General features: G+C 64.0%; 26 protein-coding genes and 1 pseudogene. 14 read left to right on the forward strand and 13 right to left on the reverse strand.

What is annotated here, in order from left to right; genetic code table 11:
- Positions 1-22: 22 nt before the first annotated feature.
- From LB553_RS13770 to LB553_RS13800, 7 genes and pseudogenes are all read right to left on the reverse strand, one after another.
- Positions 23-1,431 (reverse strand): annotated as a pseudogene (locus tag LB553_RS13770) (MFS transporter).
- A 265-nt stretch (positions 1,432-1,696) separates the two neighbouring features.
- Positions 1,697-2,173, reverse strand: a complete 477-nt coding sequence (locus tag LB553_RS13775; RefSeq protein ID WP_224513954.1) for a DUF992 domain-containing protein — start codon at positions 2,171-2,173, stop codon at positions 1,697-1,699.
- Positions 2,174-2,383: 210 nt separating this feature from the next.
- Complete coding sequence (locus LB553_RS13780; RefSeq protein ID WP_224513956.1) at positions 2,384-3,235, reverse strand: tetratricopeptide repeat protein; 852 nt, start codon at positions 3,233-3,235, stop codon at positions 2,384-2,386.
- 132 nt (positions 3,236-3,367) lie between these two features.
- Positions 3,368-3,634, reverse strand: coding sequence for a 30S ribosomal protein S21 (rpsU, locus tag LB553_RS13785; protein WP_027165252.1), 267 nt, complete (start codon positions 3,632-3,634; stop codon positions 3,368-3,370).
- Positions 3,635-3,812: 178 nt separating this feature from the next.
- Positions 3,813-4,199 carry an SET domain-containing protein gene (locus LB553_RS13790; protein ID WP_224513958.1) on the reverse strand — a complete coding sequence of 129 codons (387 nt, stop codon included), beginning with the start codon at positions 4,197-4,199 and terminating at the stop codon, positions 3,813-3,815.
- Between the two features lie 108 nt (positions 4,200-4,307).
- Positions 4,308-5,066, reverse strand: coding sequence for an SDR family oxidoreductase (locus LB553_RS13795; RefSeq protein ID WP_224513959.1), 759 nt, complete (start codon positions 5,064-5,066; stop codon positions 4,308-4,310).
- Between the two features lie 102 nt (positions 5,067-5,168).
- Positions 5,169-5,537 carry a YrdB family protein gene (locus LB553_RS13800; RefSeq protein ID WP_224513961.1) on the reverse strand — a complete coding sequence of 123 codons (369 nt, stop codon included), beginning with the start codon at positions 5,535-5,537 and terminating at the stop codon, positions 5,169-5,171.
- Positions 5,538-5,740: 203 nt separating this feature from the next.
- Here LB553_RS13800 and LB553_RS13805 point away from each other — a divergent pair, with 203 nt between their 5' ends.
- The 5 genes from LB553_RS13805 (at position 5,741) to LB553_RS13825 (ending at position 11,355) form a co-directional block, all read left to right on the forward strand.
- Entirely contained in the window at positions 5,741-6,994 is a 1,254-nt protein-coding gene (locus LB553_RS13805; RefSeq protein WP_224513962.1) for a sarcosine oxidase subunit beta, read from the forward strand.
- An 86-nt stretch (positions 6,995-7,080) separates the two neighbouring features.
- Positions 7,081-7,377, forward strand: coding sequence for a sarcosine oxidase subunit delta (locus LB553_RS13810; RefSeq protein WP_040997306.1), 297 nt, complete (start codon positions 7,081-7,083; stop codon positions 7,375-7,377).
- Positions 7,374-10,367, forward strand: a complete 2,994-nt coding sequence (locus LB553_RS13815; protein ID WP_224513964.1) for a sarcosine oxidase subunit alpha — start codon at positions 7,374-7,376, stop codon at positions 10,365-10,367. Before LB553_RS13810 ends, LB553_RS13815 begins: the two co-directional genes overlap by 4 nt.
- Positions 10,360-10,944, forward strand: coding sequence for a sarcosine oxidase subunit gamma (locus LB553_RS13820; RefSeq protein ID WP_224513966.1), 585 nt, complete (start codon positions 10,360-10,362; stop codon positions 10,942-10,944). Before LB553_RS13815 ends, LB553_RS13820 begins: the two co-directional genes overlap by 8 nt.
- A gap of 186 nt (positions 10,945-11,130) precedes the next feature.
- Complete coding sequence (locus LB553_RS13825; protein WP_224513968.1) at positions 11,131-11,355, forward strand: hypothetical protein; 225 nt, start codon at positions 11,131-11,133, stop codon at positions 11,353-11,355.
- Positions 11,356-11,475: 120 nt separating this feature from the next.
- On the opposite strand, the gene LB553_RS13830 is transcribed toward LB553_RS13825, so the two are convergent.
- The 5 genes from LB553_RS13830 to LB553_RS13850 all read right to left on the reverse strand — a co-directional run bounded on the left by LB553_RS13830 (position 11,476) and on the right by LB553_RS13850 (position 15,054).
- Positions 11,476-11,718, reverse strand: coding sequence for a DUF680 domain-containing protein (locus LB553_RS13830; RefSeq protein WP_224513969.1), 243 nt, complete (start codon positions 11,716-11,718; stop codon positions 11,476-11,478).
- Between the two features lie 164 nt (positions 11,719-11,882).
- Positions 11,883-12,527: a TetR/AcrR family transcriptional regulator gene (locus tag LB553_RS13835; protein ID WP_224513970.1), complete on the reverse strand. Its 645-nt coding sequence runs from the start codon at positions 12,525-12,527 to the stop codon at positions 11,883-11,885.
- Between the two features lie 148 nt (positions 12,528-12,675).
- Entirely contained in the window at positions 12,676-13,710 is a 1,035-nt protein-coding gene (locus tag LB553_RS13840) for a phosphotransferase family protein (protein WP_224513972.1), read from the reverse strand.
- The gene (locus tag LB553_RS13845) at positions 13,707-14,186 is read right to left on the reverse strand and encodes a MaoC family dehydratase (protein WP_224513975.1); all 480 of its coding nucleotides are present in this window, start codon (positions 14,184-14,186) and stop codon (positions 13,707-13,709) included. Before LB553_RS13845 ends, LB553_RS13840 begins: the two co-directional genes overlap by 4 nt.
- A 52-nt stretch (positions 14,187-14,238) precedes the next feature.
- Entirely contained in the window at positions 14,239-15,054 is an 816-nt protein-coding gene (locus LB553_RS13850; RefSeq protein WP_224513977.1) for an SDR family oxidoreductase, read from the reverse strand.
- A 120-nt stretch (positions 15,055-15,174) separates the two neighbouring features.
- Between LB553_RS13850 and LB553_RS13855 the strand changes: the two genes are divergently transcribed.
- From LB553_RS13855 to LB553_RS13880, 6 genes are all read left to right on the forward strand, one after another.
- Positions 15,175-16,416 (forward strand): acyl-CoA dehydrogenase family protein, encoded by a 1,242-nt coding sequence (locus LB553_RS13855; protein WP_224513979.1) that lies wholly within the window; start codon positions 15,175-15,177, stop codon positions 16,414-16,416.
- Between the two features lie 5 nt (positions 16,417-16,421).
- On the forward strand, positions 16,422-17,459 hold the full coding sequence (locus LB553_RS13860; protein ID WP_224513981.1) for a zinc-binding dehydrogenase: 1,038 nt from the start codon (positions 16,422-16,424) through the stop codon (positions 17,457-17,459).
- A 223-nt stretch (positions 17,460-17,682) separates the two neighbouring features.
- Complete coding sequence (locus tag LB553_RS13865) at positions 17,683-18,849, forward strand: glycosyltransferase 87 family protein (RefSeq protein ID WP_224513983.1); 1,167 nt, start codon at positions 17,683-17,685, stop codon at positions 18,847-18,849.
- Positions 18,842-19,810: a glycosyltransferase family 2 protein gene (locus LB553_RS13870; RefSeq protein WP_224513986.1), complete on the forward strand. Its 969-nt coding sequence runs from the start codon at positions 18,842-18,844 to the stop codon at positions 19,808-19,810. The genes LB553_RS13865 and LB553_RS13870 overlap by 8 nt, the downstream gene beginning before the upstream one ends.
- Positions 19,807-20,625: a ChbG/HpnK family deacetylase gene (locus LB553_RS13875; RefSeq protein WP_224513988.1), complete on the forward strand. Its 819-nt coding sequence runs from the start codon at positions 19,807-19,809 to the stop codon at positions 20,623-20,625. Before LB553_RS13870 ends, LB553_RS13875 begins: the two co-directional genes overlap by 4 nt.
- On the forward strand, positions 20,622-21,032 hold the full coding sequence (locus LB553_RS13880; RefSeq protein WP_224513990.1) for a GtrA family protein: 411 nt from the start codon (positions 20,622-20,624) through the stop codon (positions 21,030-21,032). Before LB553_RS13875 ends, LB553_RS13880 begins: the two co-directional genes overlap by 4 nt.
- 22 nt (positions 21,033-21,054) lie before the next feature.
- Here the strand turns inward: LB553_RS13880 and LB553_RS13885 are convergent, their stop codons facing one another.
- Positions 21,055-21,879 (reverse strand): MurR/RpiR family transcriptional regulator, encoded by an 825-nt coding sequence (locus LB553_RS13885; protein WP_224513993.1) that lies wholly within the window; start codon positions 21,877-21,879, stop codon positions 21,055-21,057.
- A gap of 143 nt (positions 21,880-22,022) precedes the next feature.
- On the opposite strand from LB553_RS13885, the gene LB553_RS13890 reads away from it, so the two are divergent.
- The 3 genes from LB553_RS13890 to LB553_RS13900 all read left to right on the forward strand — a co-directional run bounded on the left by LB553_RS13890 (position 22,023) and on the right by LB553_RS13900 (position 25,875).
- On the forward strand, positions 22,023-22,841 hold the full coding sequence (locus LB553_RS13890; RefSeq protein ID WP_224513995.1) for an N-formylglutamate amidohydrolase: 819 nt from the start codon (positions 22,023-22,025) through the stop codon (positions 22,839-22,841).
- A gap of 20 nt (positions 22,842-22,861) precedes the next feature.
- Complete coding sequence (locus LB553_RS13895; RefSeq protein ID WP_224513997.1) at positions 22,862-24,418, forward strand: amino acid permease; 1,557 nt, start codon at positions 22,862-22,864, stop codon at positions 24,416-24,418.
- A gap of 86 nt (positions 24,419-24,504) precedes the next feature.
- Positions 24,505-25,875: a glutamine synthetase family protein gene (locus tag LB553_RS13900; protein ID WP_224513999.1), complete on the forward strand. Its 1,371-nt coding sequence runs from the start codon at positions 24,505-24,507 to the stop codon at positions 25,873-25,875.
- The last annotated feature ends 94 nt before the right edge of the window (positions 25,876-25,969 follow it).

Consider the following 25,969-nt stretch of genomic DNA (forward strand, 5'->3'; position numbering starts at 1 on the left):
CCTCGGCCGCCTTGACATCCCGTCAACCCGCTGCCAATCGCGGCCGGTTTGCCGCTGAGAATATCCTCAGCGCCGCCAGGCAGCCGAACACGCCGAGGGGCACGAAGGCCAGAAACAGCCAGCCGGCGACGCTTGCGGCCGCTTCACGGTTCAGGCCTTCCGAGAAGCCGCTGGCGTTTGCGACGATGCCGGCAAGCGCCGCGCCCACGGCATAGCCGATGCGCTGCATGGTCGGCACCGCGGCCGAGGCGATCGTCTGCTCGCCATCGCGGGCCGAGGCGACGATGACGCGCGTGAGGAAGGGCCAGCAAACGCCGAAGCCGCCGCCCTGCAAAAGGGCGCAGAGCAGGATCAGCGGGATCGAGCCCGCCGGGATTGTGTAGGCGAAGCCGGCAAGGCCGGAGGCGATCATCAGGGCGCCGGCGACGATGATCAGCCTCTCGCGCTCCAGCGGCGCATTGGCGATGAGGATCGACAGGACCGACCAGGCGATCGATTCTGCGGCGATGATGTAGCCGGTGGTCAGGATCGGAATGCCGTGCAGCGTGGTCAGAAGCAGCGGCCCGTAAATCGTGAAGGTGCAGGTCGCCACGGAGAAAGCCGCAACCATGCTCATGCCGCTGCCGAGCGGCGAACGCCATGAAAACAGAGGCGATGGGAAGAGCCGGGATTGCGGTCTAAGCGCATCCACGCGGAAGAAAAGCGCCAGGCCGATCAGGCCGAGGAAGAGGAGCAGCGACGAGCGCACCAGGGCGATATCGATGCCGGCGGCGGCGATCAGCACGACGCTGAGGGCGAGACAGGCAAGCGCGGGATAGGGGAAAGGCGGTGCCTTGCCGCCGCTCGCCTGCGGCTTCCTCGCCTCGGGCGTGTCGAGCACGATGAAGCTTGCCAGCGCCATCGCCGCGCCGCCCAAGGTGAAGACGCCGAAAGCCAACGCCACGACAGGAACTCGGTCATGAGAGCGCCCAGCATGGGGCCGCTGAAGGCTGCGACGCCCCAGACCGCGGACATGATGCCGAAGAGCTGCGGCCAGATGTTGCGTGGAAACAGGCGCTCGACTGAGACGAAGGCCAGCGAAACGAGCGCGCCGCCGCCAAGCCCTTCGACCAGACGTCCGATGAGGAACAACGGCATGGAAGGCGCCGTGGCGCAGATCAGCGCGCCGATCGCATAGAGCAGGGCCGCGACCATCATGTTGGAGCGCAGGGCGACATAACTGACCAGCCGGCCGGCCGCGGCGCCGGCGACGATCGCGCCGAGCTCATAAATCGCCAGCGACCAGCCGACCAGCTGCACGCCCGCCAGTTCGCCGACCATGGCCGGCATCACCGTTGCCACCGTTTCGTTGGTGGCATGCAGCAGGATACCGAGGCTGACGAAGCAGAAGCGCGCCAGGTCGCCGCTTGCCCACAGCGCCCGCCAATCCATCCTGTTGCTGGCCACCGTGTTGCCGCTCGCTGCCTTCACGCCGATCTCCTGCTTGTTCTGCGCACCTCATCCGCGTTGCGAATGAGGGGCAAGATCCAGTTCGGCAGGGCTTGTAGAACCTAAAGCGCAGTTGAGCTCAACAGGCTTTTTCGCGAATTTCGGGGAGCCACCATTGGCGCCGAAGGAATCCGGCTTTCCAAAGCACTCGGCCCGGAACAGATGTTCCGGGCCGAGTGCTTTGGAGTGAGTTTGAAAAGCCGAAGGCTCACTTATAGGAATGGACGAGATCCAGCGACGCCACGGTGACGGCCAGGTTGAGGCCGGTCTGCGCCTGCACGCTGAGCGGCTCCAGCATGAAGGCGCTGTCCAAGCCGCCGACCAGGACGTTGGCGCCGCCGCCGGTGACTACGCTCGCCTCGGCGTTGACGCCGTAGTAGCTGCCGGCGAGATCGCCCGCATCATGGCTGCGGGTGGCGGCAAGCACCGCCCAGACGAGCTGGCCCTGATGCGTCTTGCCGACGTCGACGCCGAGCTTGGAGATCATCCCGGTATAAATCTCGGCCGGGCCGTGATGGGAGGGGCGGAAGACGCAGGACACGCCCTTGTTCGACGTGATGACGTAGCCGACGCCGCCGTCGATGGTGCAATCGAGCGTACCGAGCCGGAGCGTGCCGGCGCTTACCGGAGATGAGAGGACCGTGGCGGCAAGCGCGGCAGCGACACAGGCAAGTGTTTTGATCATTGGAAACGTCCTTTCGCGAAAATCTTGGCCCCGGCCTAAACGATCGAGGTGCGTCGAGCGTTCCGCGGAAAACTTGGCGCGAACATGACGAAGGTTAACGCCTTGCCTTGGGCGGTTAACGGATCGCTAGCGGCGTCCCCGCGGCGCAACACTATGGCCGCCGGTGACAACGGTGCGTCGTGCAAAACAGCTGTGGACGTCAGCTTCCGATCAGCTGGCGTTGCCGCCGGTGCGCGAAAGGCCGTCCTTGGCCGGCTGGTAGTTGGGGTCGAGGTGGACAGCTTCGCGATAGGACTTGGCCGCCCTTCCCTTGTCGCCGCGCCGCTCGTAGATGAGCGCCTGGTTGGCCCAGGCCTCGGCGTTCTTGCCGTCGAGCTTGATGGCCATGTTGAAGTCGGCGAAGGCGTTGTCCTCATCGCCCGTCGCCAGATAGGAGAGGCCGCGGCCGTTGTAGGGCTCGGCGGCGTCCGGCGCCAGCGAGATCGCGGTCGAGAAATCCTCGATGGCGAATTTGTGCTGACCCTGGCTTTGATAGATCAGGCCGCGATTGTGATAGGCGCGGGCATCGGTGGTGTCGAGCTGGATCGCCTTCTGGAAGTCGTTGAAGGCATCCTGGGTGCGGCCCGCCTTGCGGTAGAGATTGCCACGGCCGATATAGGCGGCGTCGTAGTTGGCGTTGATCTGGATCGCACGGTTGTAGTCGGCCAAAGCTGCTTGCTGATTGCCGAGGAAGCGCTGGATCAGCGCGCGGTTCGAATAAGCCTGGTAGAAGTTCGGATTGAGCTGGATGGCCTGGTTGAAGTCCTTGAGCGCCGCTTGGTACTGGCCGCCGCGGCCATAGGCCGAGCCCCGCACGTTATAGCCCTCGGGATCCTGCGGATTGCGCTGGATGACTGCCGACAGCGACGAGATGTTCTCGCTCGACGCTTGCGCCTTGTCGATCGAATTGAACTCACCTGTCGGGGTCGTCTGGCATGCTGCAAGCACCAGACCCGAAAGCAGGGCCGCCGTCAGGGCGAAGCCGCGAAAAGCGGTTTTGCGCTCTACGGTAATAGCGTTCATCTTTGTCCTCACTGCCGCGGCGCCGTCAGTCCGTTCCCTCTCCGAACCGGCTCGAATCTATAAACAAAAAGGTGGCGGCGATTCCGCATCGCGCCACCCTCGGTATCCTTCGAAAAGGACGAAAAATTGGCGTTATGAACGCGGCGAGCGCGATGCGCCGGCAGCACCAGCCGGAGCCGGGCGCGGGGTCATCGGCAGCAGGCCTTCGCGCTGGGCGCGCTTGCGGGCCAGCTTGCGGGCGCGGCGCACGGCTTCCGCCTTCTCGCGGGCACGCTTCTCGGACGGCTTCTCGTAATGACCGCGCATCTTCATTTCGCGGAAAATACCTTCGCGCTGCATCTTCTTCTTCAGCGCGCGAAGCGCCTGATCAACGTTGTTGTCGCGGACGAGTACCTGCACGGGCAATCCTGTCTTCGGGTTTGAAATCGTTAGGCAAACAGCCATAGCTGACATGCCTCCGCGGCGAGCTGCACCGCGAATTGTGGCGGCTGATAGCAGAATCAGGCTGGGATGTCCACCTCTGATTGCCAGAACAGCGATCAAAAACCCGAGCGCTGCGCCCGGACATTTGTTCGCCCTACGCGGTCGTCAGATGGAGGCGCGCAAAGTCCTCGAAAAACTCGCCATAATCGCAGGTGATTTCCTCGCCGGCGGCGATATCGCGAATGGCGGTGGCGCCGCCATATTGCGAGAAATCCGTGTTCGGCCATTCCGAATGATTCATGAAGCGGCCATTGTCGACCTCATAGACCATGAAGCCGGGCCTGTCCGGGCTCGGATAGGCGTAGCGGTCGAGCAACTCGCGCAGATGCGGCGGCGCGGTCTCATATTTATCCATCGGGATCAGCCGGTCGAAATCCGGGTCGAGGCGCCAGATCGAAGCGCCCTTGCGGATCGGCTCGGCGGCGAAGACGCCGACGCCCTCGATGGCGCTCTGGGCAACATAGGTTCTGATCAGCAGCATCGTTTCCCGTCCGTTTTCGACGGGAAACGAGATCGTCAATTTGCGCCGAAATGCAAGGCCGCACCGCTACATTTCAGCGGATGAGCTGTTTCCAGCCTGCCGGCCGGATCAGGTCCGGTTGATCGAGACGCCGCCATCGGCAAACAAGGCTGTGCCGGTGGTGAAGCTCGAGGCATCCGAGGCAAGGTAAAGGGCCGAGCGTGCGATCTCCTCCGGCTGCGCCATGCGCTTCAAGGCGTGAATGCCTTCGACGAAAGCGCGCGCCTCGGGCGTGGTCGTGGTTGCGCCGGGCGTGTCGGTGCCGCCGGGCAGCAGCGCGTTGACGCGCAGTCCTTGCGGACCGTATTCGGCAGCGAGCACCTGCGTCAGGCCGATCAGTCCGGCCTTGGCCGCGGCATAGGCCGCCATGCCCGGCATGCCGGCGGTGTAGCCGACGAAGCTCGAGGTGAAGATCAGGGAGCCGCCGCCGCGCTCCAGCATGGCCGGAATCTGATGTCTCGCGGCGAGATAGGCGCTGGTCAGATTGGTGTCCATCGTCTCATGCCACGCGGCCGGGGTCATGTCGGGCACCGGCCCCATCACGCCAACGGCGCCGGCATTGTTGAAGGCGATGTCGAGTCCGCCGAAGCGAGCCACAGCGAGCTCCACCAGGGCCTGTGCGTAGGCTTCGTCCCTTACGTCGCCTGCAAGTGCGGCCGCCATGCCGCCGGCATCCTCGATCTCGCCGACAAGCACGTCGAGTTCAGCCTGACGCCGGGCCGCGACGACCAGGCTTGCGCCTTGCTCGGCAAACAGTTTGGCGGTGGCGCGGCCGATGCCGGAGCTCGCGCCTGTGACAATCGCGACCTTGTTTGCAAGGGTGAACATGTCTTTGCATCCTTCCTTTGTGCCGGGCTTGCCGGCGGTTGGATGCTAGGTCGCAGATGGGGATTGCCTCGGCCACCCGAAACCGGCAAAGCCGCCATTGCGTTACTGCCGCAACAGCCAAGCCAGCCGGTCGACCGAGACGGCGTAGCTGAGGGCAATCAGCAGAGCCATGATGATGCCGATGGCCGCGTGACTGGTCAGATAGAATCCCGCGGCGCCGCCGCACAGGATGACAAGTTCCAGCGCCAGCCTGACGGCGCCGGGCACCGGCACCGGAGCTCGACCCGATCGGCTCGGATCGTTGAGCACGGCGAAAGTGCCCCACAGCACCGCCGCGACGAGCGGCAAGGCAATAGCAAGAATCCAGCGGCTGAATCCGACGAGAAAGTTCCAGCCGGCCATGCCAAGCCCAAGCAGCGCTGCAAGTTCCAGCAGGAAGCGCAGGGTCAGATTCCACCAGGCATTACCCATTGTCGTCCTCCGGCATCACACGGCAGGAGTGTCGCCGAACAGAACCACGGAAGCCAGAGCAGATGCTTCGTTTTGACCGTGGCGCAAAACGGCAAGCGCCGTCGCAAACAGCGCAAGGATGACATCGCGGTTTCGCTAGTGATACACCTCGCGTGACGGGAGAGGCCCGAACGACATCCGCGATTTTTGGCGCGAGGCTTAACGTGAAGAAATACTCGGTATTCGCCATTGCCCGCGAGGCGATGCGCGGCCACAGGGGCTGGGAAGAGCAGTGGACGTCGCCCGAGCCGAAGAAGGAATACGACGTCATCATCGTCGGCGCCGGCGGACACGGCCTGGCGACGGCCTATTATCTGGCGAGCGAGCACGGTATCACCAATATCGCCGTGCTGGAGAAGGGCTGGCTCGGCGGCGGCAACACCGGCCGCAACACCACCATCATCCGTTCCAACTACCTCTATGACGAGAGCGCCGGTATCTACGATCATGCGCTGAAGCTGTGGGACGGGCTCAGCCAGGAGCTCAACTACAACGTCATGTATTCGCCGCGCGGCGTCATGATGCTGGCGCACAATGTGCATGACGTCCAGGTGTTCAAGCGCCACATCCATGCCAACCGCCTTAACGGCATCGACAATGAATGGCTGACGCCCGAACAGGCGAAGGAATTCTGCCCGCCGCTCAACATCTCCAAGGATGCGCGCTACCCGGTGATGGGCGCCGCGCTGCAGCGCCGCGGCGGCACGGCGCGCCACGACGCGGTCGCCTGGGGCTATGCGCGCGGCGCTTCGGCGCGCGGCGTGCACATCATCCAGAATTGCGAGGTCACCGGCATCAAGCGCGCGGCCAATGGCGCGGTCAGCGGTGTGGAGACGACGCGCGGCTTCATCGGCGCCAAAAAGGTCGGCGTGGTCGCGGCCGGTCACTCGTCGGTCATCATGAACATGGCCGGCGTGCGCATGCCGCTCGAAAGCTATCCACTGCAGGCGCTGGTCTCGGAGCCGGTCAAACCGGTCGTGCCTTGCGTGGTGATGTCGAACACGGTGCACGCCTATATCTCGCAGTCGGACAAAGGCGAGCTGGTGATCGGCGCCGGCACCGACCAGTATGTCTCGTATTCGCAAACCGGCGGCCTGCACATATTGCAGCACACGCTCGACGCCATCTGCGAGATGTTCCCGATCTTCACCCGCATGAAGATGCTGCGCTCCTGGGGCGGCATCGTCGACGTGACCCCCGACCGTTCGCCCATCCTGGCGAAGACACCGGTCCAGGGCCTCTACGTCAATTGCGGCTGGGGCACCGGCGGCTTCAAGGCGACGCCCGGCTCGGGCAACGTCTTCGCGCATACGATCGCGAGGGACGAGCCGCACCCGATCAACGCGCCCTTCACGCTCGAGCGCTTCCGCACGGGGCGTCTCATCGACGAGGCCGCCGCGGCGGCTGTGGCGCACTGACGATGGGCCAAATGACCCTTAAGCCGCTTTGCGATCAACCGGCCGGCGCCCGCGTCGGCCATGGCGAGTTGTAGGATCCACCGAAAATGCTTCTCATCCGCTGCCCCTATTGCGAGGAAGAGCGCCCGGAACTCGAATTTCGCAATGCCGGCGAGGCGCACATCGCGCGCCCGACCAACATTGCCGCCGAGAGCGACGACGATTTCGAGAAATTCTTCTTCATCCGCGCGAACCCCAAAGGCGTCATCTATGAGCGCTGGCGGCACATCCATGGCTGCGCGCGCTTCTTCAACGCCGTGCGCGACACCGTCACCGACAAGTTCGTCATGACCTACAAGGCCGGCGAGCCGAAGCCCGCGAAGCTGCCCGGAGCCTCGAAATGAACGCCGTCTTCCGCATTTCCGGCGCCGGTCGCCTCAGCCAGGCCAAGACCGCCTCCTTCAGCTTCGACGACAGGCCCTACACCGGCATCGAGGGCGACACGCTGGCCTCGGCGCTGCTCGCCAACGGCGTGCACCTGGTCGGCCGCTCGTTCAAATATCACCGTCCGCGCGGCTTCCTGTCGGCCGGCGCGGAAGAACCCAACGCGCTGGTGCAGATCGTGCGCGACGATGCGCGCAAGACGCCGAATGTGCGGGCGACAGTGCAGGAGCTCTATGACGGGCTGACGGCCAACTCGCAGAACCGCTGGCCGTCGCTTGCCTTCGACGTCGGCGCCGTCAACGACATCGCATCACCGATGTTTTCGGCCGGCTTCTACTACAAGACCTTCATGTGGCCGAAATGGGCCTGGAAGGATCTCTACGAGCCGAAGATCCGCGCTGCCGCGGGCCTCGGTGTTTCGCCGGACAAGCCGGATCCCGACCACTATGCCGCGCGCTACGCGCATTGCGAGGTGCTGGTGCTGGGCGGCGGCGCCGCCGGCATCGCGGCCGCGCTCGCCGCGGCCGAAACGGGCGTGCGGGTGATCCTCGCCGACGAGCAAGCCGAATTCGGCGGCAGCCTGCGCTTCGAGAGCGGCGCCAGGATCGACGGCCAGGACGGCTATGCGTGGGCGCAAGCGGCGATCGCGAAGCTCAAGGCGATGGACAATGTGCGCGTGCTGTCGCGCACGACCGCCTTCGGCTATTACGCGCAGAACTTCGTCGGACTGGTCGAGCGGGTCAGCGACCATCTCAAGAGCCCGGGCCGAGAGCTTGCGCGCGAGCGCCTGTGGCAGGTTCGCGCCAAACGCGTCGTGATCGCCACCGGCGCCATCGAGCGCCACATGGTCTTCGCCAACAACGACCGTCCGGGTGTGATGCTCGCTTCAGCGGCGCGCACCTACCTCAACCATTATGGCGTCGCGGTCGGCAGGAATATCGGCGTCTATACGGCCAACGATTCCGCCTACGCCGCCGCGATCGACCTCAAGAAGGCCGGCATCAACATCGCGGCGATCGTCGACCTGCGCGACAACCCGGCCGGGCCGGTGATCGACGAGGCGAGGGCGCTCGGCATCGAGATCAATTTTGGCCGCGCGGTGGTCAGCGCCGGCGGCAAATTGCGTGTGTCGTCAATGAGCGTGCAGCCGAAGAATGGTGGCGGCGAGCGGACTATCCCGGTTGACGCGATCCTCATGTCGGCCGGCTGGACGCCATCGGTGCATCTGTTCTCGCAATCGCGCGGCAAGGTCGCCTTCAACGACGAGACCAAGCGCTTCGTGCCCGGGACCTATGCGCAGGACTGCGTCTCGGTCGGCGCCTGCAACGGCACCGACGGGCTGGCCGCTTCAGTTGACGAGGCTTTCGCGGCGGGCGCCAAGGCGGCGAAGGAGGCCGGCGGCAAGGTTGGTAAGGGCGCCAAGCCCAAGGTCGACGCCGGCGAGAGCTGGTCGCGTGGCATGCTGGGCGCAGCGCCCGGAGCCGGGCCGGGCACCACGGTCAAGGCCTTCGTCGATTTCCAGAACGATGTCACCGCCAAGGATATCCGCCAGGCGGTGCATGAAGGCATGCACTCGATCGAACATGTCAAGCGCTTCACCACCAACGGCATGGCGACCGACCAGGGTAAGACGTCGAACATGCATGGCCTGGCGATCGCCGCGGAGGAACTCGGCAAGCCGATCCCGCAGGTCGGTCTCACCACGTTCCGCGCGCCCTACACGCCGGTCACCTTCGGGTCGATCGTCGGCCACGCGCGCGGCGCCTTGTTCGACCCGACCCGGCGCACGGCAACGCATGGCTGGGCGGCGTCGCATGGTGCTGTGTTCGAGGATGTCGGCCACTGGAAGCGCGCCTGGTATTTCCCCAAGGCGGGCGAAGACATGCATGCCGCCGTCAACCGCGAATGCGTGACGGTGCGCAAGGTCGGCGGGCTGTTCGACGCCTCCACGCTCGGCAAGATCGAGGTGGTCGGGCCGGATGCGGCAAAGTTCATGGAGCTGCTCTACACCAATCCGTGGGAGAAGCTCGAAACCGGCCGCTGCCGCTATGGCATCATGCTGCGCGAGGACGGCTTCGTCTATGATGACGGCGTCGTCGGCAGGCTGGCGCCGGACCGCTTCCACGTGACGACCACGACCGGCGGCGCGCCGCGCGTCATGAATCACATGGAGGACTACCTCCAGACCGAATTCCCGCATCTCAATGTCTGGCTGACCTCGATCACCGAACAATGGGCGGTGATAGCGGTGCAGGGGCCGAAGTCGCGGGACATCATCGCGCCGCTCGTCGAAGGCATCGACATGTCGGACGAGGCGATGCCGCATATGTCGGTGCGCGAGGGCAGGATCTGCGGCGTACCGACGAGGCTGTTCCGCATGTCCTTCACTGGCGAGCGCGGCTTCGAGATCAACGTGCCGGCCGATTACGGCGAGGCTGTGTGGGAAGCGCTGTGGGCCGAAGGCCAGAAGCATGGCGCGACCGCCTACGGCACCGAGACGATGCACGTGCTGCGCGCCGAGAAGGGCTACATCATCGTCGGCCAGGATACCGACGGCACAGTCACACCGAACGATGCCGGGCTCGACTGGGCGGTCGGCAAGAAGAAGACCGATTTTGTCGGCATTCGCGGCCTGACCCGGCCGGACCTTGTGGCCAAAGGCCGCAAGCAGCTTGTCGGCCTGAAGACCAAGGACCCGAAGGTGGTGCTGGAAGAGGGCGCGCAGATCGTCGCCGATCCGAAGCAACTTATTCCGATGAAGATGATCGGCCACGTCACCTCCAGCTACTGGTCGGAGAATTGCGGCCGTTCGATCGCACTGGCGCTGGTCGCCGGCGGCCGCGACCGCATGGGTGAGACGCTTTATGTGCCGATGCCGAACGGCACGATCGAGGTGGAAGTCACCGGCATGGTGTTCGTCGACGAGAAGGGAGAACGCCTCAATGGCTAAGGCCGCCGCCAAGACAAAAGCCGCTGCTGGTTCCGCTTCCGTCGAGCGTCGGCCCGCGCTTGCCGGCCGCACGCTGTCGGCATCGGGTGTCAAGGTCGAGATGCTGCCGCCGGCCGAACGCATCTCGCTGCGCGCGCCGCAGGCTTCAGTCGCTGCACTTTCCAAGGCGCTCGGCGTGACACTGCCAGTCAAGCCGAAGAGCTCGGCGACGAAGGATGGGCGCATGGCGCTGTGGCTCGGGCCGGACGAATGGATGATCATCGACGAGGCGGGCAACGATCCGCTCGCCGACTGCGCCAAGGTAACGGTGCTGCATTCGGCGGTCGGCATTTCGCACCGCAATGTCGGGATTTCGGTTGTCGGACCGGCGGCCGCGGCGACGGTCAATTCGGGCTGTCCGCAGGACCTGTCGCTCGAGGCTTTCCCGGTGGGTGCTGCCTCGCGCACCATTCTCGGCAAATCCGAGATCGTGCTGCTGCGCAGCGCGGCCGATGCGTTCCGCGTGGAATGCTGGCGTTCCTTCTCGGACTATGTCTTTACCCTGTTGTCGGAAGCGGCAGGCGACGCGGCGAACTGATCTGCGGTAACCCGGCCGAACGACCAGCTTGAGGGAACCTTCACCCATCCCGCATCGTTTCTGCGATCAGAGCGGTTGGGCGTTTCATGAAACGCCCAACCGCTCTAAATGTTTGTTCTGACGCAGTTCCGGACGAAAAACCGCTGCGCACTTTTTCCTGGAACTGCTTAGCGAGGGAGATTGCCGATGCCGTCCAAATCCGCGCCGAAGTCATCCAAGAAGACAGCTGCAGTCCGTTCGCTGGAGCACGAAAGCCGTCGCGAGCTTGAGGAAGAGGAACTCGAGGAAGGCCTCGAGGACACGTTTCCGGCCAGCGATCCGGTATCGGTCACCAGCACTTCCATCCCCGGCGGGCCGGCAAAGCCCGGCAAGGCCAAGACCGTGCCTGGACTGAAGTCGCGCAAGAAGTAGCGCCCTCGCAGCAGGCAATCGGACTTCAGGCGAAACGAAAACGGGCGGCCAAGTGCCGCCCTTTTTCGTTTTTCGCTTTTGCAGTGCTTCGAAGCCGCTGAGCTTTAAGCTGGAATTGCTTTAGAGACCGGGCACGAACCAGGGGTTCACGTCGATACCGAGCCGCGGCCCCTTGGTGGTCTGGGTCTTGGCGGCGTCCCCCTTTTCGACCGAACCGGTCGCGGTGCAATCGAGAACCACATTGGTATTGGCCTGAGGGCAGGCCGCCGCCGCGGGGGCCTGCTTGGCCGGATGGCCCGCGCCGGCGAAGGCGGCGCCCGAGAAGGCCAGCACCGTGGCAAGGGCGAGGATCATCTTCTTCATCTGCCATCTCCAGTTCGTACATGTACGATATGGCGTACAAATACGGTTAACGGAAGCTGATTTCAAGAGGGAATTTGTACGCGTACGAGAACTTTTCTTGAACATAGGAATTCGTCGCGCGAAACCAAGCGATCGGCATCACGGAAAACCGGCGCAAATGCCGGTCAGCAATTGACGGGTGTTTCGGTGAGCGGGGGGATATCCCGGGCTGACAATGAGGCCAGCATGAAGTCGCACATCCGCTTCACATAGGCCTGGGGGTCACCGAACGGATAAAAGGGGAAGGTGATCAAGAGCGAGATCGTACCGTGGCCAACGGTCCACAGCATGGTGGCGATGGCCCGCGGGTCGCCCTTGAGCTTGCCGGCGGCCACGCATGCCTCGACCCGGCTTATCAGCACCTTCATCGCCGGATTGCCCTCTTCCATGTCCTCGTAGCTGCGTCCCTCGGGCAGCCTGGTTTTCTCGGTCATGAAGACGGTACGGTATTCATTGGGGTTGCCGAGCCCGAAGGCGGCATATTCGGTCATCACCGCCCGCAGCGCCTCGACCGGATCGTCCGCGGGGTGCTCCTCGATGCGACGGGCGAGCGTTTCGAAGGCGTCTTCGGCCAGTGCGAACAGAATGTCCTGCTTGTCGGCAAAGTAGGAATAGACCGACATCGGCGCGTAGCCGACCCGCTTGGCCAGCTTGCGGATGGTCAAGCCCTCGTAGCCCTCTTCCTGGACCAGCTTGTGAGCCGCCGCGACCAGTTCCGAGCGAAGCTCTGCCTTCTGTTTCTCGCGGCGTTTCTGAACGCTCAGCGCCAATATACGCCTGCCTTTGTGATTGGTTGCCTGACGAAATTATATACGCTGTACGGAAACGGACAAGAGCGCCTCCGGTTCCCTTGCCGGTCGCGCCGGTGATCAGTACCGTCATCGCATCGAAACGGCCCATCGCTCGGCTCCTCCGCGTTCAGCTGTTCTCGTCGATCAGTTCCACCGCGAGCGCGGCGAGCAGTTTTACCGCCTGGCCGTAGGTCCTTGCCTTTTCCGGATTGGAGGCGTTGCCGTCCAGCGCGCGGCGGTAGACGCCCTGGCAGATCGCCGCCAGCCTGAAGAAGGCAAAGGCGAGGAAGAAGGTCCAGCTGTCGATCCCCTCGATGCCGCGCCTGCGGCAATAAGCGGCGACATAGGCTTCCTCGGAAGGCAGGCCGGCAGCCGCGCGATCGACGCCGTCAAGACCGCGAAAACCCGAGGCATGCGGCAGACGCCACTGCATGCATTGATAGGCGAGGTCGGCGAAGGGATGGCCGAGCGTCGACAGCTCCCAGTCGAGCACCGCGATGACTTTCGGCGCGCCAGGCGCGAACATCATGTTGTCCAGCCGGTAGTCGCCATGGACAAGCGAAACGCGGCCGTCATCGGCCGGCATGTGCGTTTCGAGCCACGCAATCAGCCTGTCGATATCGGTTATGGTTTCGGTTTCGGAGGCCCGGTACTGGCCGGTCCAGCGCGCAAGCTGGCGTTCGAAATAGCTGCCGGGCTTGCCGAAATCGCCAAGGCCGACGGCATCTACATCGACGTCGTGCATGGCGGCAAGCGTCGCGTTCATCGCGTCGTAGATCGCGGCGCGCTCATTGCCGGAAACGTCCGGCAGTGACGGATCCCAGAAGATGCGGCCGTCGAGATATTCCATGACATAGAACATGCGGCCGATCGGGGATTCTTCGCCTGATAGATGCAGCATGCGCGGCACCGGCACCGCCGTGCCGGCAAGCGCCCGCATGACGCGGAACTCGCGGTCGACCTGATGCGCGGATTTCAGCAATTGCCCCGGCGGCTTGGCGCGCAGCACATAGCGGCCGCTGGCGGCGGTCAAAAGATAGGTCGGATTGGACTGGCCGGACTTGAATTTTTCAATCGCGGACAAGCCGGCAAAGGCCGGAATATGCGCCTCGAGATAGGGCGCGAGCGCCGCGTGGTCTATGGCGCCGGCCGCGCCGCTCATGCGTTCTCGGGCTGACGCTCGATCAGTGTCAAGGTCAGCCAGCGCGCCGTCAGCGCCGGTTTCTTCGAACCTTCGATCTCGATGGTCACGTCATGCGCCGTCTGCACCCAGCCCGACGGCCGCACCTTGACGTCCGCCAGCACGAAGCGGGTGCGGATGCGCGAACCCGTCTTCACCGGCGCCAGGAAACGCAACGCGTCGAAGCCGTGGTTGACGCCCATCTTGCTGTTTTCCAGCGGCGGCATGGTCTCGAAGGTCATTGCCGACAAAAGCGACAGCGACAGGAAGCCATGCGCGATGGTGCCGCCAAACGGCGTCTCGCGCGCGGCGCGCTCCGGATCGCAATGGATGAACTGGTGGTCGTCGGTCGCATCGGCGAACTGGTCGATCATGCGCTGCGTGACCGTTCGCCAAGGCGAGACGCCGACCTCCTTGCCGACGCTTGCCAGAAGCGTATCGAGACTGATCGGTTCCACGCTGATGTCCTCCGCATCCCCGCCCGGAGAGCGATTCCTCGAACCGGGCAGCTTATTCCTTGAACAAAGTCATTCCATGCTGCACCGACTGGCCGCCGTCGATAGGCAGGATGGCGCCGGTGACATAGCTTCCGGCACGGCTGCACAAATAAAGCGTTGCGCCGGCAATGTCATCCGCCACGCCGATGCGGCCGAGCGGAACATGGTTACCGACATGTTTCGCCTGCTCTTCGGTCGCGGTGGCAAAGGCCGTCATGCGGCTCTGGAAAGGGCCGGGCGCAAAGGCGTTGACGGTGATGCGGCGGGCGGCGAACTCGATCGCCAGCGTGCGCGTCAAATGATGCACCGCCGCTTTCGAAGCCGCGTAGGAATAGGCGTCGTCTGCCAGCGGCTGAGTGCCCATCACCGAGCCGAGATTGATCACGCGGGCCGGATCCTCGTCGCTCGCCGCGGCGTCGAGCAGCGGCAAGAGCTCTCGTGTCAGGTGGAAGACGGCGGTGACGTTGACGCCGAACACCTTGGCCCAGGCGTGGTAGGGGAAATCCTGCAGCGGCGCGCCCCAGGAAATGCCGGCATTGTTGACCAGGATGTGCAGGCGTTCCGTGCGTGCCTTGACCTCGGCGACGAGTGCCGCGATGCCCCCTTCGCTTGACACGTCGCCGCCAAAGCCCTCGGCACGGCCGGAGCCGCCGAGCGCGTTCAATTCGTTGGCGACTTTCGCGCAATCCTCGCCCTTGCGCGAAGCGATCATCACATGAGCGCCGGCGCGCACCAGACCGGTCGCCACCATACGGCCGATGCCGGTCGCCGCGCCCGTCACCAGCGCGGCCTTGCCGGTGACGGAGAACAGCTTGTCCAGATAGCTCATCGTGTTTCTCCGCATCCTGCCCGGCAGGGGGATTCGCCCAGGACTCGCGTTGACAAGGCTAGCCGAAGTACGGTCATCCTTGCCACGGGTAAAGATTTATCTTCGGGAAAGGCGGAAGCGATGGCGGACATGAATCTCGGCATGACCGAGCGGCTGAAGCCGATCCATCAGCGCGTGGCGGCGATGGTGCGTGACGAGATCGCGCCGCTCGGCGAAGAGTTTCTCGCCGAGGTCGGCAAGAATGGGGACCGCTGGGCCTACACGGCCAGGCAGACGGAAATCCTGGAAGGCTTGAAGAAGACGGCGCGCGAGCGCGGCTTGTGGAATTTCTGGCTCACCGATTCCAAGCGCGGCCACGGCCTTTCCACCGTCGAATACGCCTATCTGGCGGAGGAGATGGGCAAGGCGCACCTCGGCGCCGAAACCTTCAACTGCTCGGCGCCCGACACCGGCAACATGGAGGTGCTGGAGCGCTACGGCTCGGAAGCGCACAAGCGGGACTGGCTGGAGCCGCTGCTCGAAGGGAAAATCCGTTCGGCCTATCTGATGACCGAGCCGGACGTGGCGTCCTCGGACGCCACCAACATTTCGATGCGCTGCCAGCGCCGCGGCGAGGACTATGTGCTCAACGGCGAAAAATGGTGGGCTTCCGGAGCGGGAGATCCGCGCTGCGCCATATACATCGTCATGGTCAGGACCGGATCGGATGAGGAGCCGCAGTATCGCCGGCATTCTATGATCCTGGTGCCCTCGGACAGCAACGGCATCACCAAGCTGCGGCCCATGCAGGTCTATGGCGATGACGACGCGCCGCATGGGCATATGCATCTGAGATTCGACAACGTTCGGGTGCCGGCGGCGAATTTGATCCTCGGCGAGGGCAGGGGGTTCGAGATCGCGCAGGGGCGGCTCGGGCCCGGCCGCATCCATCACTGCATGCGCGCCATCGGCCAGGCAGAGATGGCGCTGGAGATGCTGTGCCAGCGCGCGGTGCGGCGCGAGGCCTTCGGTCAACCGCTGGCAAAGCTCGGCGCCAATGTCGACATCATCGCCGAATGCCGCATGGAGATCGAGATGGCGCGGCTCTTGTGCCTCAAGGCTGCCTGGATGATCGACCAGGGAGACACTCGCGCGGCCGCCCCCTGGATCAGCCAGATCAAGGTGGTGGCACCACGCGTCGCGCTGAAGGTCACCGACGAGGCGGTGCAGATGTTCGGCGCGCAGGGCATCAGCCAGGACACGCCGCTCGCCCGCTCCTGGACGCATTTGAGGACATTGCGGCTGGCCGATGGGCCGGATGCCGTACACCGGCGCCAGGTGGCGCGCACGGAACTGAAGAAATACACGCAGGAAAAGGTCTGACGGCCATGACGCTTCCATCGCAAATGCAGGGTCTGCTGCTTGTCGGCGATGGTTACACCCGGACGCCTTCGGCGGCTGCGCTCGAAGCGATGGAGCCTTACCTCCAGCCCGGCCGCATAGCCGTGCCGGCGCCAGGGCCGGCACAGGCGCTGATCAAGGTCAGCCTTGCCTCGATCAACCCGTCCGACATCGCCTTCATCAAGGGCCAGTACGGCCAGCCGCGGGTCAAGGGCCGTCCCGCGGGTTTCGAGGGCGTCGGCATTGTCGTCGCCACGGGTGATGATCCCTATGCAAGGAGCCTTGCAGGCAAACGCGTCGCCTTTGCCACCGGCGTGTCGAACTGGGGCGCCTGGGCAGATTATGCCGTCGCCGAGGCCGCGTCCTGCATCCCGCTCATCGACACGGTGCGCGACGAGGACGGCGCGGCGATGATTGTCAATCCGCTGACCGCCTTGGCCATGTTCGGCATCGTCAGGGAGGAAGGCGAAAAATCCTTCATCATGACGGCCGGCGCCAGCCAGCTCTGCAAACTGATCATCGGGCTGGCGAAGGAGGAAGGTTTCCGGCCGATCGTCACGGTGCGCCGCGACGAGCAGATCCCGCTTTTGAAGGAACTCGGCGCCGCCCATGTGCTCAACGAGAAGGCGGCGGATTTCGAGGTGGCGTTGCGCGAGGCGATCAAGGCCGAGCAGCCGCGCATTTTCCTCGACGCCGTCACCGGCCCGCTGGCTTCCACCATCTTCAACGCCATGCCGAAACGCGCGCGCTGGATCGTCTATGGCAGGCTCGACGCCGAGCCGACTGTGATCCGCGAGCCCGGCCAACTGATCTTCCAGCACAAGCGCGTCGAGGGCTTCTGGCTGGCCGAATGGATGCGGCAGTTCCGCGACAGGCTGGGCCCGGCGGTGCTGGAAGCGCAGAAGCGCTTTTCCGACGGACGCTGGTCGACCGAGGTCACGGCGGTCGTGCCGCTGGACGAGGCGATGGCGCGGCTGCCGGCCGAGCTCGCCAAGCCCAACGGAAAGGTGTTCATCAAGCCGTAAGCACCCGAGGGTCGATCGCAGCCGTTGACCTCGGGCCAATGCCTCGAACACAAAGCTGTGATCGACAAGATAGCGGCGGAAAAATGCCGCTGTTGCGGCTTCCCTTGCGCCGCGCCGGTAACAGTCACGCTCGGATGTTTTATTGCATTCGATGTGATATCTCGCCGGCGGTGAAGCCAGGCGGCGATGGGAAAGCCGTCCTGGTCGGAGTGCGGGGTCCGCTATGATGGTAACCAAGCCGGTTTTCGACCGTTTGGGATTTTGGCTTTGGGTCGGGTCGTTTCTGATCGTGCTTGGCCTGGCGCTGTGGTCGCCCGATGCGCGTTCGGTGGTCCATATCTACAGACATGGCAGTGAAGCGTTTCTGAGCGGTCAGCCACTGTATCAGGTCGAAGTCGCCATGGGCTATCTTTACGCTCCAGCCTTCGCCGTCCTCTATGTTCCCCTGCTGAAGCTCGGGCCGTATCTGGGCGATAATTTGTGGCACATACTGGGCTTTTCGGTACTCACCTTTGCCGCGATGCGTCAGGTGCGCAAGCTTGGCGGCCAGGAGCAGATATGGCTGCTGTCCTTCGGTCTTTTCCTTGCCTTGCCAGTGGCGCTTGCGGCGCTTCGCAACGGCCAGGCGACGATCCTGCTCACGGGGGCGTGCTGGTTTCTCACGCTGTCGACACTCGAGGGACGCCGGGCCGAAAGCTTCTTCTGGGCCATGCTTGCGATCATCGCCAAGCCGACCGCGATCATCATGCTGCTTCTGGCGGGAGCGCTGCGCCCCAGGCTGATACCGGTGCTGGTGCTGGCGGTGCTCGTCGCGCTCGCCATCCCCTATGGTTTTGCGTCGACCGACTTCGTCAACGCGCAATATCACGATTTCTTCCGGCTGCTGACTTCGATGACGGTCGACCCAACCGGCCCCTTCGTCCCGGCCGACTTCACGGCGCCCTTCGCGCGGTTTGGGATGCCGCTTTCGGAGTTTGACGCGACGATCGTGCGCGTGTTCGCCGGTCTGCTGACGCTTTGGCTGGTGCTCCAGTTCGACCGTAGGCTGGACACCAACATCAGCGGACTCGCCATCTTTCTCGCCGCGGCATTCTACATGTGCGTCTTCAATCCGCGGGTCGAGCAGAACACTTACGCCATGGTGGCGGTGCCTGCCGGTCTCTCCATCGCCTTGCTTTGGCGGGAGAAGGGAGCCGGGGCCATGTGCTGGTTCTTGGCGGCGTTCCTCTTCGTCACCGGACTGACCAGTGCCGACCTGCGAATGCACGATCTTTTCCACCCGTGGTTCCGGCCGATCAGCATCAGCATAATCGCCTGCGTGCTCGTCGGTTGGTTCTGGACGCAAGGCAGACAGAAGGCGCCTGCCGCCGGGGCCGTCGCGCATGGCTGAGATGCTCGACATCATCGCGCCGTTCTTCAACGAGGCCGAATCCGCCATTGCGTTTGTCGGGCTGCTCGACAGGCTCGAGGCGGCCGTAGCGGAGCGCTTCGGTATGGCGGTCCGCAAGATACTCGTCGACGACGGCAGCCGCGACGGCAGTGCCGAGACGTTTGCAGCTGCGCTCTCCGGCTCCTGGGAGATCGTGCGGCTGAGCCGCAATTTCGGCAAGGAAGCGGCGGTGCTCGCCGGCCTCGATCATTCCCGCGGCGACATGGTCCTGATCATGGATTCCGACCTCCAGCATTCCATGGATATCAGCCTGAGGATGATCGCAGAACTGGTCGAGAATCCGCAGATCGATGTCGTTTACGCGCAGAACGACCGGCGCGAGGGGAGCTGGCGGCGCAGCCAGTTGGCGCGGCTCTTCTATAGGCTGATCAACAGCAGTCAGCGCTTCGATATCCCCGAAAATGCCGGAGACTTCCGCGTCATGCGCGGCGCCGTGGCGCGTGCCTTGACCAGCGTGCGCGACAAGCGTCGTTTCAACAAGGGGCTGTTCGCCTGGGCCGGCTTCCGCCAGAAGGCGGTGCTCTACTCGCCGGAAAACCGCGCCAGCGGCACGTCCAAATGGACAAGGTTCAACCTGATCGCGTTCTCGCTTGAAGGGTTCACCTCGTTTTCCGTGATCCCGCTGCGCGTCATCAGCCTTATCGGATTGCTGGCGGCATTCGCAGGTCTCGCCTATGGCGTGAAGGTGCTGTTCGAGGTGCTGTTCTACGGCATCGCCGTGCCTGGCTACCCCAGTATCATGGTCGCCGTCGTGCTTTTTGGAGGCCTCAACCTGGCGCTGCTCGGCCTGATCGGTGAGTATGTCTGGGTGACGCTCAGCGAAAGCAAGGACCGGCCCGTCTACATCGTGCGCGACGTGCTGCATGGCAATGGCGCCGAGCAGGTCGCTCCCGGCAAATGACCCGGCCGATCCGCCTGATCGCCGACGATTACGGCATCGCGCCGGGGGTGTCGGGTGCGATCCTCGACCTTATTGAACGCGGCCGTCTGACCGGGACCAGTTGCATGACCGGCTTTCCCGAATGGGAAGAGGCGGCGGCGCGGATAAGGCCGTTCCGTCGACGGGCGGCCATCGGATTGCACCTGACCCTCACCGATCAGATCGCCGCGACCGGTTCGTCCAGCCTGGCGCCGGAAGGCAAGCTGCCCGGGCTCGCCTCTCTTGCGCTGCCGGTGCGGCGCGGGCGCATCGACGAGCGGGACATTCATGCCGAGCTCGACGCCCAGTACGACCGGTTCACCGAAGCGCTGTCCGGCCCGCCCGACCACATCGACGGACACCAGCATGGGCATTTTCTTCCCGTGGTACGGAATTGGTTGCTCGGCCGGTTTGGGGAGAGCGCACACAAGCCGGCGCTGCGCGGCGCGCCCGGGCTTGCCGGCCTGGACGCGGCGGCCAAGATCGCGGCGATCGCCGCTCTGGCCGCGGGTTTCAACAGAGCGATGCAACGGGCGGGCTTCTGCGTCATGACGCCGCTTTGCGGCATCTATGACTGGCGGCAGCCGCAAAAATTCGCTTCGACGCTGCGCGCCGCGGTCGACACCTTGCCCGAACACGGGCTGTTCATGTGCCATCCGGGCCATGTCGATGACATTTTACGGGCGCGGGACCCGATGCAGGACGTGCGTGAGGTCGAGTTCACGGTTCTGAGTTCCGAGGATTTCGGCGCCAACCTCGAACGGGCCGGAACGCGCGTCATGGACGGCAAAGCATGAGCGCCGGCCAGCCGCAGCAGCGTTCGACCGGCAACAAGGTCGTCCGTTTCGCCTTGGTCGGGCTGGTCAACACCGGGATCGACCTCACCGCATTCTTCCTGCTGCTCAAGCTTGCGGTGCCGGCTTTGGCCGCCAATGTCGGCGCCTGGTTCGTCGCGGTGCTCTTCTCGTTCGTAGCGAACCGCTTCTGGTCGTTCGAGCGGGACCGGGGCATCCGGCTGCACCATTCCTTCCTGCGCTTCGTCTCGCTGGGGGCGCTGATTTCGCTTGGCGTTTCGAGCCTCTCGATCACGGCACTGGCCGGGATCGCAGGCGTCTGGCCGGCCAAGATCATCGGCGTCGTGGTCGCGGCCGTGCTGAACTTCCTGGCGGCGCGCTGGTCGATCGAGGGCCGGCTCGTAAAGTAGTTACTCGGCCGGTATCCGGCCGCTAGCGCAGGCTCTCGAGGTCGCGGATGCGTTTGGCGCCGGCCGCTTCCAGCTGCCTGGTCACGGCGCCGATCAGCGTTTCGGCGACCACGAACAGAGCGGCGGATGAATCCCACGCCGAAGGCACGGCGGTGCGTCCGGCGATCACGTGGCGGGCGAAGCGGGCGATCGGCGAAAGCCACTGGTCGGTGAAGAGAATGATCTGCACGCCACGCTGATGAGCTTTCTCGGCGAAGCGGACAAGACTGTCCTGGTAGCGGCGGATGTCGAAGATCACCAGAACGTCGCGCTTGCCCATGTCGATCAGCCGGTCGCGCCAGATGCTCTCCTGGCCGGCGAGATGATAGACATCCGGCTGGATGATGGCGAGATGCGCTGCCATGTAGCGCGCCAGCGGATCGGTGAAACGGCCGCCGATGAGGAAGGTCTTGCCGCGCCGTTCGGCAAGCCGCGCGGCGATATCGGCGAGTTGCTTGTCGGTGAGGTGGCGGAAGGTCTCGCGCATATTGTCGAGCGTCGCCTCGAGCATCGGCGAAACGGCGCCGCCGGCCGAGCTTGGATTGAGCGTGCGCGAAGCCGGCGACTGCAATTGCGCTGCCAGCTCATCCTGCAGCGCCGATTGGAATTCGGGGTAGTTCTGGAAGCCGAGCCTGGCGACGAAGCGCAGGATCGTCGGCGAGGATACGCCGGCCGCGGCCGAGAATTCCGCGACCGTCTTCAGTCCGGTCAAAGGATAGTTGGCAATCAGCGTCTGGGCGGCGCGTCGCTCGCCGGCCGGCATCGTGCCGATGCGGTCCGAGATCAGTTCGGCAATGCTGGAAATCATGTTTTCCCCCGCCCGTTGACCCGCCGCCGCCATTTTCCCGAATTCGCGTTTGACAAAGCCGACCAAACTGTATGAAATCATTCATAGGGACGCAATGAGACAAAATACGTAACATAAGATACAGCGCCCCGCAGGGGACGATAATGGAGAAAGCTCGGCCCGCTAGCCTTGCACCGTCTGAGACCGTAAGGGTGACCAACCCCGGCGGATCCAGCCCCTTCGTCTTCACCTGCGATCACGCTTCGAATTTTCTGCCCGCCGAGTTCGGAACGCTTGGCCTCCCGGCCGCGGATCTTTCGCGCCATATCGCCTGGGATCCGGGCGCGCTTCCCGTTGCCAGCCGCATGGCGCAGGCGCTCGACGCGACCTTGATCGAGACCCGCGTGTCGCGGCTCGTCATCGATTGCAACCGGCCGCTCGACGCGCCCGACCTTGTTCCGCCGGTCAGCGAGACGACAGTCATTCCCGGCAATTCGAGCCTGTCCGACAAGCAGCGCGCCGCCCGTATCGACCTTGCCTGGCACCCGTTCCACGACACGATCGCCGAGATCGTCGAGCAGCGGCTGGCGCGGGGTCAGGAGACGCGTCTGGTGTCGGTGCACTCCTTCACGCCGGTCTACAAGGGCAAGAGCCGGCCTTGGCATATCGGCATCATCCATGATGACGACCGCCGCCTGGCGACGCCCCTGGTCGCGGCGCTGCAGCGGCTTGCCGGCGTCACCGTTGGCGTCAACGAACCCTATTCGCCGGCCGACCGCGTCTATTTCACGCTGGAGCGGCACGCGCGTTCGCGCGGCCTTGCCTGCGCGATGATCGAAATCCGCAACGACGAAATCTCCGGCGAGACCGGGCAGCGGAAATGGGCGGATCTGCTCACAGGCATATTTTCGAATCTGGAGCCCGAGGAGGCCAGGGGCTCCCGACAAAGCGCAATGGGAAAGTCAGTACAATCGGCCAGCTAAGAACCAATAGGGGACTTCCAATGGCAGCAGACGACTATACCGAAGTCGATAAGGCGGACGACATTCAGGTCCTTCACAGCATGGGCTATGCCCAGGAACTGGAGCGGCGCCTCAGCCGCTTTTCGAATTTCGCGGTTTCCTTCTCCATCATCTGCATTCTGTCCGGCGGCATCAATTCGCTGGCTCAGGCGACCTCGGGCGCAGGCGGCATCGGCATCGGTATCGGCTGGCTCGTCGGCTGCTTTGTCTCGCTCACCTTTGCCGTGGCTATGTCGCAGATCAGTTCGGCCTATCCGACGGCCGGCGGGCTCTATCACTGGGGCTCGATCCTCGGCAATCGCGGCACCGGCTGGGTGACGGCCTGGCTCAACCTGCTCGGCCTGATTACCGTGCTCGGCGCCATCAATGTGGGCACATGGACCTTCTTCGTCGGCGCCTTCGGTCCGGCGCTCGGCATCGAGGGCACGCTGACCAACCAGATGATTTTCCTGGTCATTATCACCGGTGCCCAGGCGCTGATCAACCATCTCGGCATCAAGCTGACGGCGAAACTGACCGACTTCTCCGGCTATCTGATCTTCTTCGGCTCGATCCTGATCGCGGTGGTCTGCCTGCTTTCGGCCGAGACCTGGGATTTCAGCCGCCTCTTCACCTTCCACAACTACTCCGGCGACGCCGGCAATGGTGTGTGGCCGTCGGTGTCGAATGCCTGGGTGTTCGCGCTCGGCCTCCTGCTGCCGATCTACACGATCACCGGCTACGACGCCTCGGCGCATACGTCGGAAGAGACCATCAAGGCGGCTTCTTCCGTGCCGCGCGCGATGGTGATGTCGGTCATCTGGTCGGCGCTGTTCGGCTATCTGTTCCTGGCCGCCTTCGTGCTGATGATCCCGAACATGGACGATGCCGCCAAGCAGGGCTGGAACGTGTTCTTCTGGGCTTTCGACCAGCGCGTCAGTCCGGGCCTCAAGGAGTTCGTCTACCTTGTGGTGTTCATCGCGCAGCTCTTGTGCGGTCTTGCCACCGTCACCTCGGCCTCGCGCATGATCTTCGCCTTCTCGCGTGACGGCGGCCTGCCTGGCTCGTCGGCGCTGGCCAAGGTCAGCCCAACCCACCGTACGCCGGTGGCGGCGATCTGGACGGCCTCGATCCTGTCGGTGCTGTTCGTATGGGGCTCGTCGGTGGTCTCGGTCGCCGGCACCTCGGCCTATACGATCGTGGTGTCCTGCACCGTCATTTTCCTGTTCCTCTCCTTCATCGTGCCGATCGTGCTCGGCATGATGGCCTGGGGAACGCCGAAATGGGACAAGATGGGCCCGTGGAACATGGGGCGCGGCGTCTTCATGCTGTTCGGCGTTCTGTCGATCGTGTCGATGATCCTGATCTTCGTCATCGGCATCCAGCCGCCGAACGACTGGGCGCTCTACATCACCGTCGGTTTCTTCATCCTGACGGCGATCGTCTGGTTTGCCTTCGAGCGTAACCGTTTCCAGGGCCCGCCGCTTGGCGACATCATCGCGGCGCGCCAGGCGGCGATCAAGGCGGCCGAACAGGCGGTCGGCGAGACCGGCCACTGAATCTTCAATCTCTGACCATGGCCGGCGCAATGCCGGCCATGGTTTTGTTTCTCCCTTAAATCGACAAGCACTGGAGCGCCAAAGGAATGGCCGGGAATTTCTCGTTCGATCAGTTGAAGAATGCGGTCTCGAACGGCGAGATCGACACGGTGCTGGCCTGCATCGTCGATATGCAGGGCCGGCTCGCGGGAAAGCGCTTCCTGGCTCAGTATTTCGTCGATTCCGCGCATGGCGAGACGCATGGCTGCAACTATCTGTTGGCCTGCGACATCGATATGGAGCCTGTGCCGGGCTACAAGGCGGCGAGCTGGTCGAAGGGCTATGGCGATTTCGTCATGAAGCCGGACCTGTCGACGCTGCGGCGCATTCCGTGGCTGGAGAAGACGGCGCTGGTCATCTGCGACGTGCTCGACCATCACACGCATGACGACCTCGCGCATTCGCCGCGCGCGATCCTCAAGAAGCAGGTCAAGCGCCTGCAGGAGCGCGGCTATATCGGCTATTTCGCCTCCGAGCTCGAATTCTATCTGTTCAGCGAAACCTACGAGTCCGCGCGCAAGAAGCACTGGCAGGGGCTCGATAGCGCCTCGCCCTATATCGGCGACTACCAGATAGGCATCACCACCAAGGAAGAAGGCGTCATGCGCCGGCTTCGCAACGAGATGGAGGCCGCCGGCATTCCGATCGAGAACTCCAAGGGCGAGTGGGGCCCCGGCCAGGAAGAGATCAACGTGCGCTATGCCGAGGCGCTCGAGATGGCCGACCGCCACGTCATCCTGAAGAACGGCGCCAAGGAGATCGCCGATTCCGAAGGCAAGTCCATCTCCTTCATGGCCAAGTACAATTATGGGCTCGCCGGCAATTCCAGCCACATCCACAATTCGCTGTGGAGCGCCGATGGCAAGACGCCGCTGTTCTTCGACAAGAAGGCCGACTGGACGCTGTCGAGTCTCGGCCAGCAATGGGCGGCCGGCCAGCTCAAATATGCCAAGGAGTTCACCTGGTGCCTGGCGCCCTACATCAACTCCTACAAGCGCTTCCAGGCAGGCACCTTCGCGCCGACCAAGATCATGTGGAGCGAGGACAACCGCACCGCCGGCTTCCGGCTCTGTGGCGAAGGCACCAAGGGCATCCGCATGGAATGCCGCATCGGCGGCGCCGACCTCAATCCTTATCTCGCCTTCGCGGCGCTGATCGCGTCGGGCCTCGCCGGCATCGATGAGAAGCTGGAGCTGCAGAAGCCTTTCGTAGGCGATGCCTATCAGGCCTCGCGCCTGCCCGAGATCCCCAAGACCTTGCGCGACGCCACCGAGACGCTGGCCAAGTCGAAGATGCTGAAGCAGGCCTTCGGCGAGGAGGTGATCGAGCACTATGTGCACACCGCCCGCTGGGAGCAGTTCGAATACGACCGCCGCATCACGGATTGGGAGCTGCACCGGGGCTTTGAGAGGTACTAAAGGGCCGGGTTGGCGTCGGCGCTGCCCTTACCCTGTACCCGTAAAGAACGGGGAGAGGGGGTCGCCAGCGCAGGAGCTTCTCCTTCTCCCCGTC

Origin of the sequence: Mesorhizobium sp. CA8, assembly GCF_020164955.1 — a bacterium.
Lineage (GTDB): Bacteria > Pseudomonadota > Alphaproteobacteria > Rhizobiales > Rhizobiaceae > Mesorhizobium.

What these genes read in the sequence shown, in the direction of transcription:
- LB553_RS13775 (WP_224513954.1), bottom strand. Translation starts at nt 2,173, where the DNA reads ATGATCAAAACACTTGCCTGTGTCGCTGCCGCGCTTGCCGCCACGGTC.
- LB553_RS13790 (WP_224513958.1), bottom strand. Translation starts at nt 4,199, where the DNA reads ATGCTGCTGATCAGAACCTATGTTGCCCAGAGCGCCATCGAGGGCGTC.
- LB553_RS13855 (WP_224513979.1), top strand. Translation starts at nt 15,175, where the DNA reads ATGGCGGACATGAATCTCGGCATGACCGAGCGGCTGAAGCCGATCCAT.
- LB553_RS13825 (WP_224513968.1), top strand. Translation starts at nt 11,131, where the DNA reads ATGCCGTCCAAATCCGCGCCGAAGTCATCCAAGAAGACAGCTGCAGTC.
- LB553_RS13840 (WP_224513972.1), bottom strand. Translation starts at nt 13,710, where the DNA reads ATGAGCGGCGCGGCCGGCGCCATAGACCACGCGGCGCTCGCGCCCTAT.
- LB553_RS13875 (WP_224513988.1), top strand. Translation starts at nt 19,807, where the DNA reads ATGACCCGGCCGATCCGCCTGATCGCCGACGATTACGGCATCGCGCCG.
- LB553_RS13850 (WP_224513977.1), bottom strand. Translation starts at nt 15,054, where the DNA reads ATGAGCTATCTGGACAAGCTGTTCTCCGTCACCGGCAAGGCCGCGCTG.
- LB553_RS13900 (WP_224513999.1), top strand. Translation starts at nt 24,505, where the DNA reads ATGGCCGGGAATTTCTCGTTCGATCAGTTGAAGAATGCGGTCTCGAAC.
- LB553_RS13810 (WP_040997306.1), top strand. Translation starts at nt 7,081, where the DNA reads ATGCTTCTCATCCGCTGCCCCTATTGCGAGGAAGAGCGCCCGGAACTC.
- LB553_RS13815 (WP_224513964.1), top strand. Translation starts at nt 7,374, where the DNA reads ATGAACGCCGTCTTCCGCATTTCCGGCGCCGGTCGCCTCAGCCAGGCC.
- LB553_RS13860 (WP_224513981.1), top strand. Translation starts at nt 16,422, where the DNA reads ATGACGCTTCCATCGCAAATGCAGGGTCTGCTGCTTGTCGGCGATGGT.
- LB553_RS13870 (WP_224513986.1), top strand. Translation starts at nt 18,842, where the DNA reads ATGGCTGAGATGCTCGACATCATCGCGCCGTTCTTCAACGAGGCCGAA.
- LB553_RS13865 (WP_224513983.1), top strand. Translation starts at nt 17,683, where the DNA reads ATGATGGTAACCAAGCCGGTTTTCGACCGTTTGGGATTTTGGCTTTGG.
- LB553_RS13820 (WP_224513966.1), top strand. Translation starts at nt 10,360, where the DNA reads ATGGCTAAGGCCGCCGCCAAGACAAAAGCCGCTGCTGGTTCCGCTTCC.
- LB553_RS13880 (WP_224513990.1), top strand. Translation starts at nt 20,622, where the DNA reads ATGAGCGCCGGCCAGCCGCAGCAGCGTTCGACCGGCAACAAGGTCGTC.
- LB553_RS13890 (WP_224513995.1), top strand. Translation starts at nt 22,023, where the DNA reads ATGGAGAAAGCTCGGCCCGCTAGCCTTGCACCGTCTGAGACCGTAAGG.
- LB553_RS13885 (WP_224513993.1), bottom strand. Translation starts at nt 21,879, where the DNA reads ATGATTTCCAGCATTGCCGAACTGATCTCGGACCGCATCGGCACGATG.
- LB553_RS13780 (WP_224513956.1), bottom strand. Translation starts at nt 3,235, where the DNA reads ATGAACGCTATTACCGTAGAGCGCAAAACCGCTTTTCGCGGCTTCGCC.
- LB553_RS13830 (WP_224513969.1), bottom strand. Translation starts at nt 11,718, where the DNA reads ATGAAGAAGATGATCCTCGCCCTTGCCACGGTGCTGGCCTTCTCGGGC.
- LB553_RS13800 (WP_224513961.1), bottom strand. Translation starts at nt 5,537, where the DNA reads ATGGGTAATGCCTGGTGGAATCTGACCCTGCGCTTCCTGCTGGAACTT.
- LB553_RS13895 (WP_224513997.1), top strand. Translation starts at nt 22,862, where the DNA reads ATGGCAGCAGACGACTATACCGAAGTCGATAAGGCGGACGACATTCAG.
- LB553_RS13795 (WP_224513959.1), bottom strand. Translation starts at nt 5,066, where the DNA reads ATGTTCACCCTTGCAAACAAGGTCGCGATTGTCACAGGCGCGAGCTCC.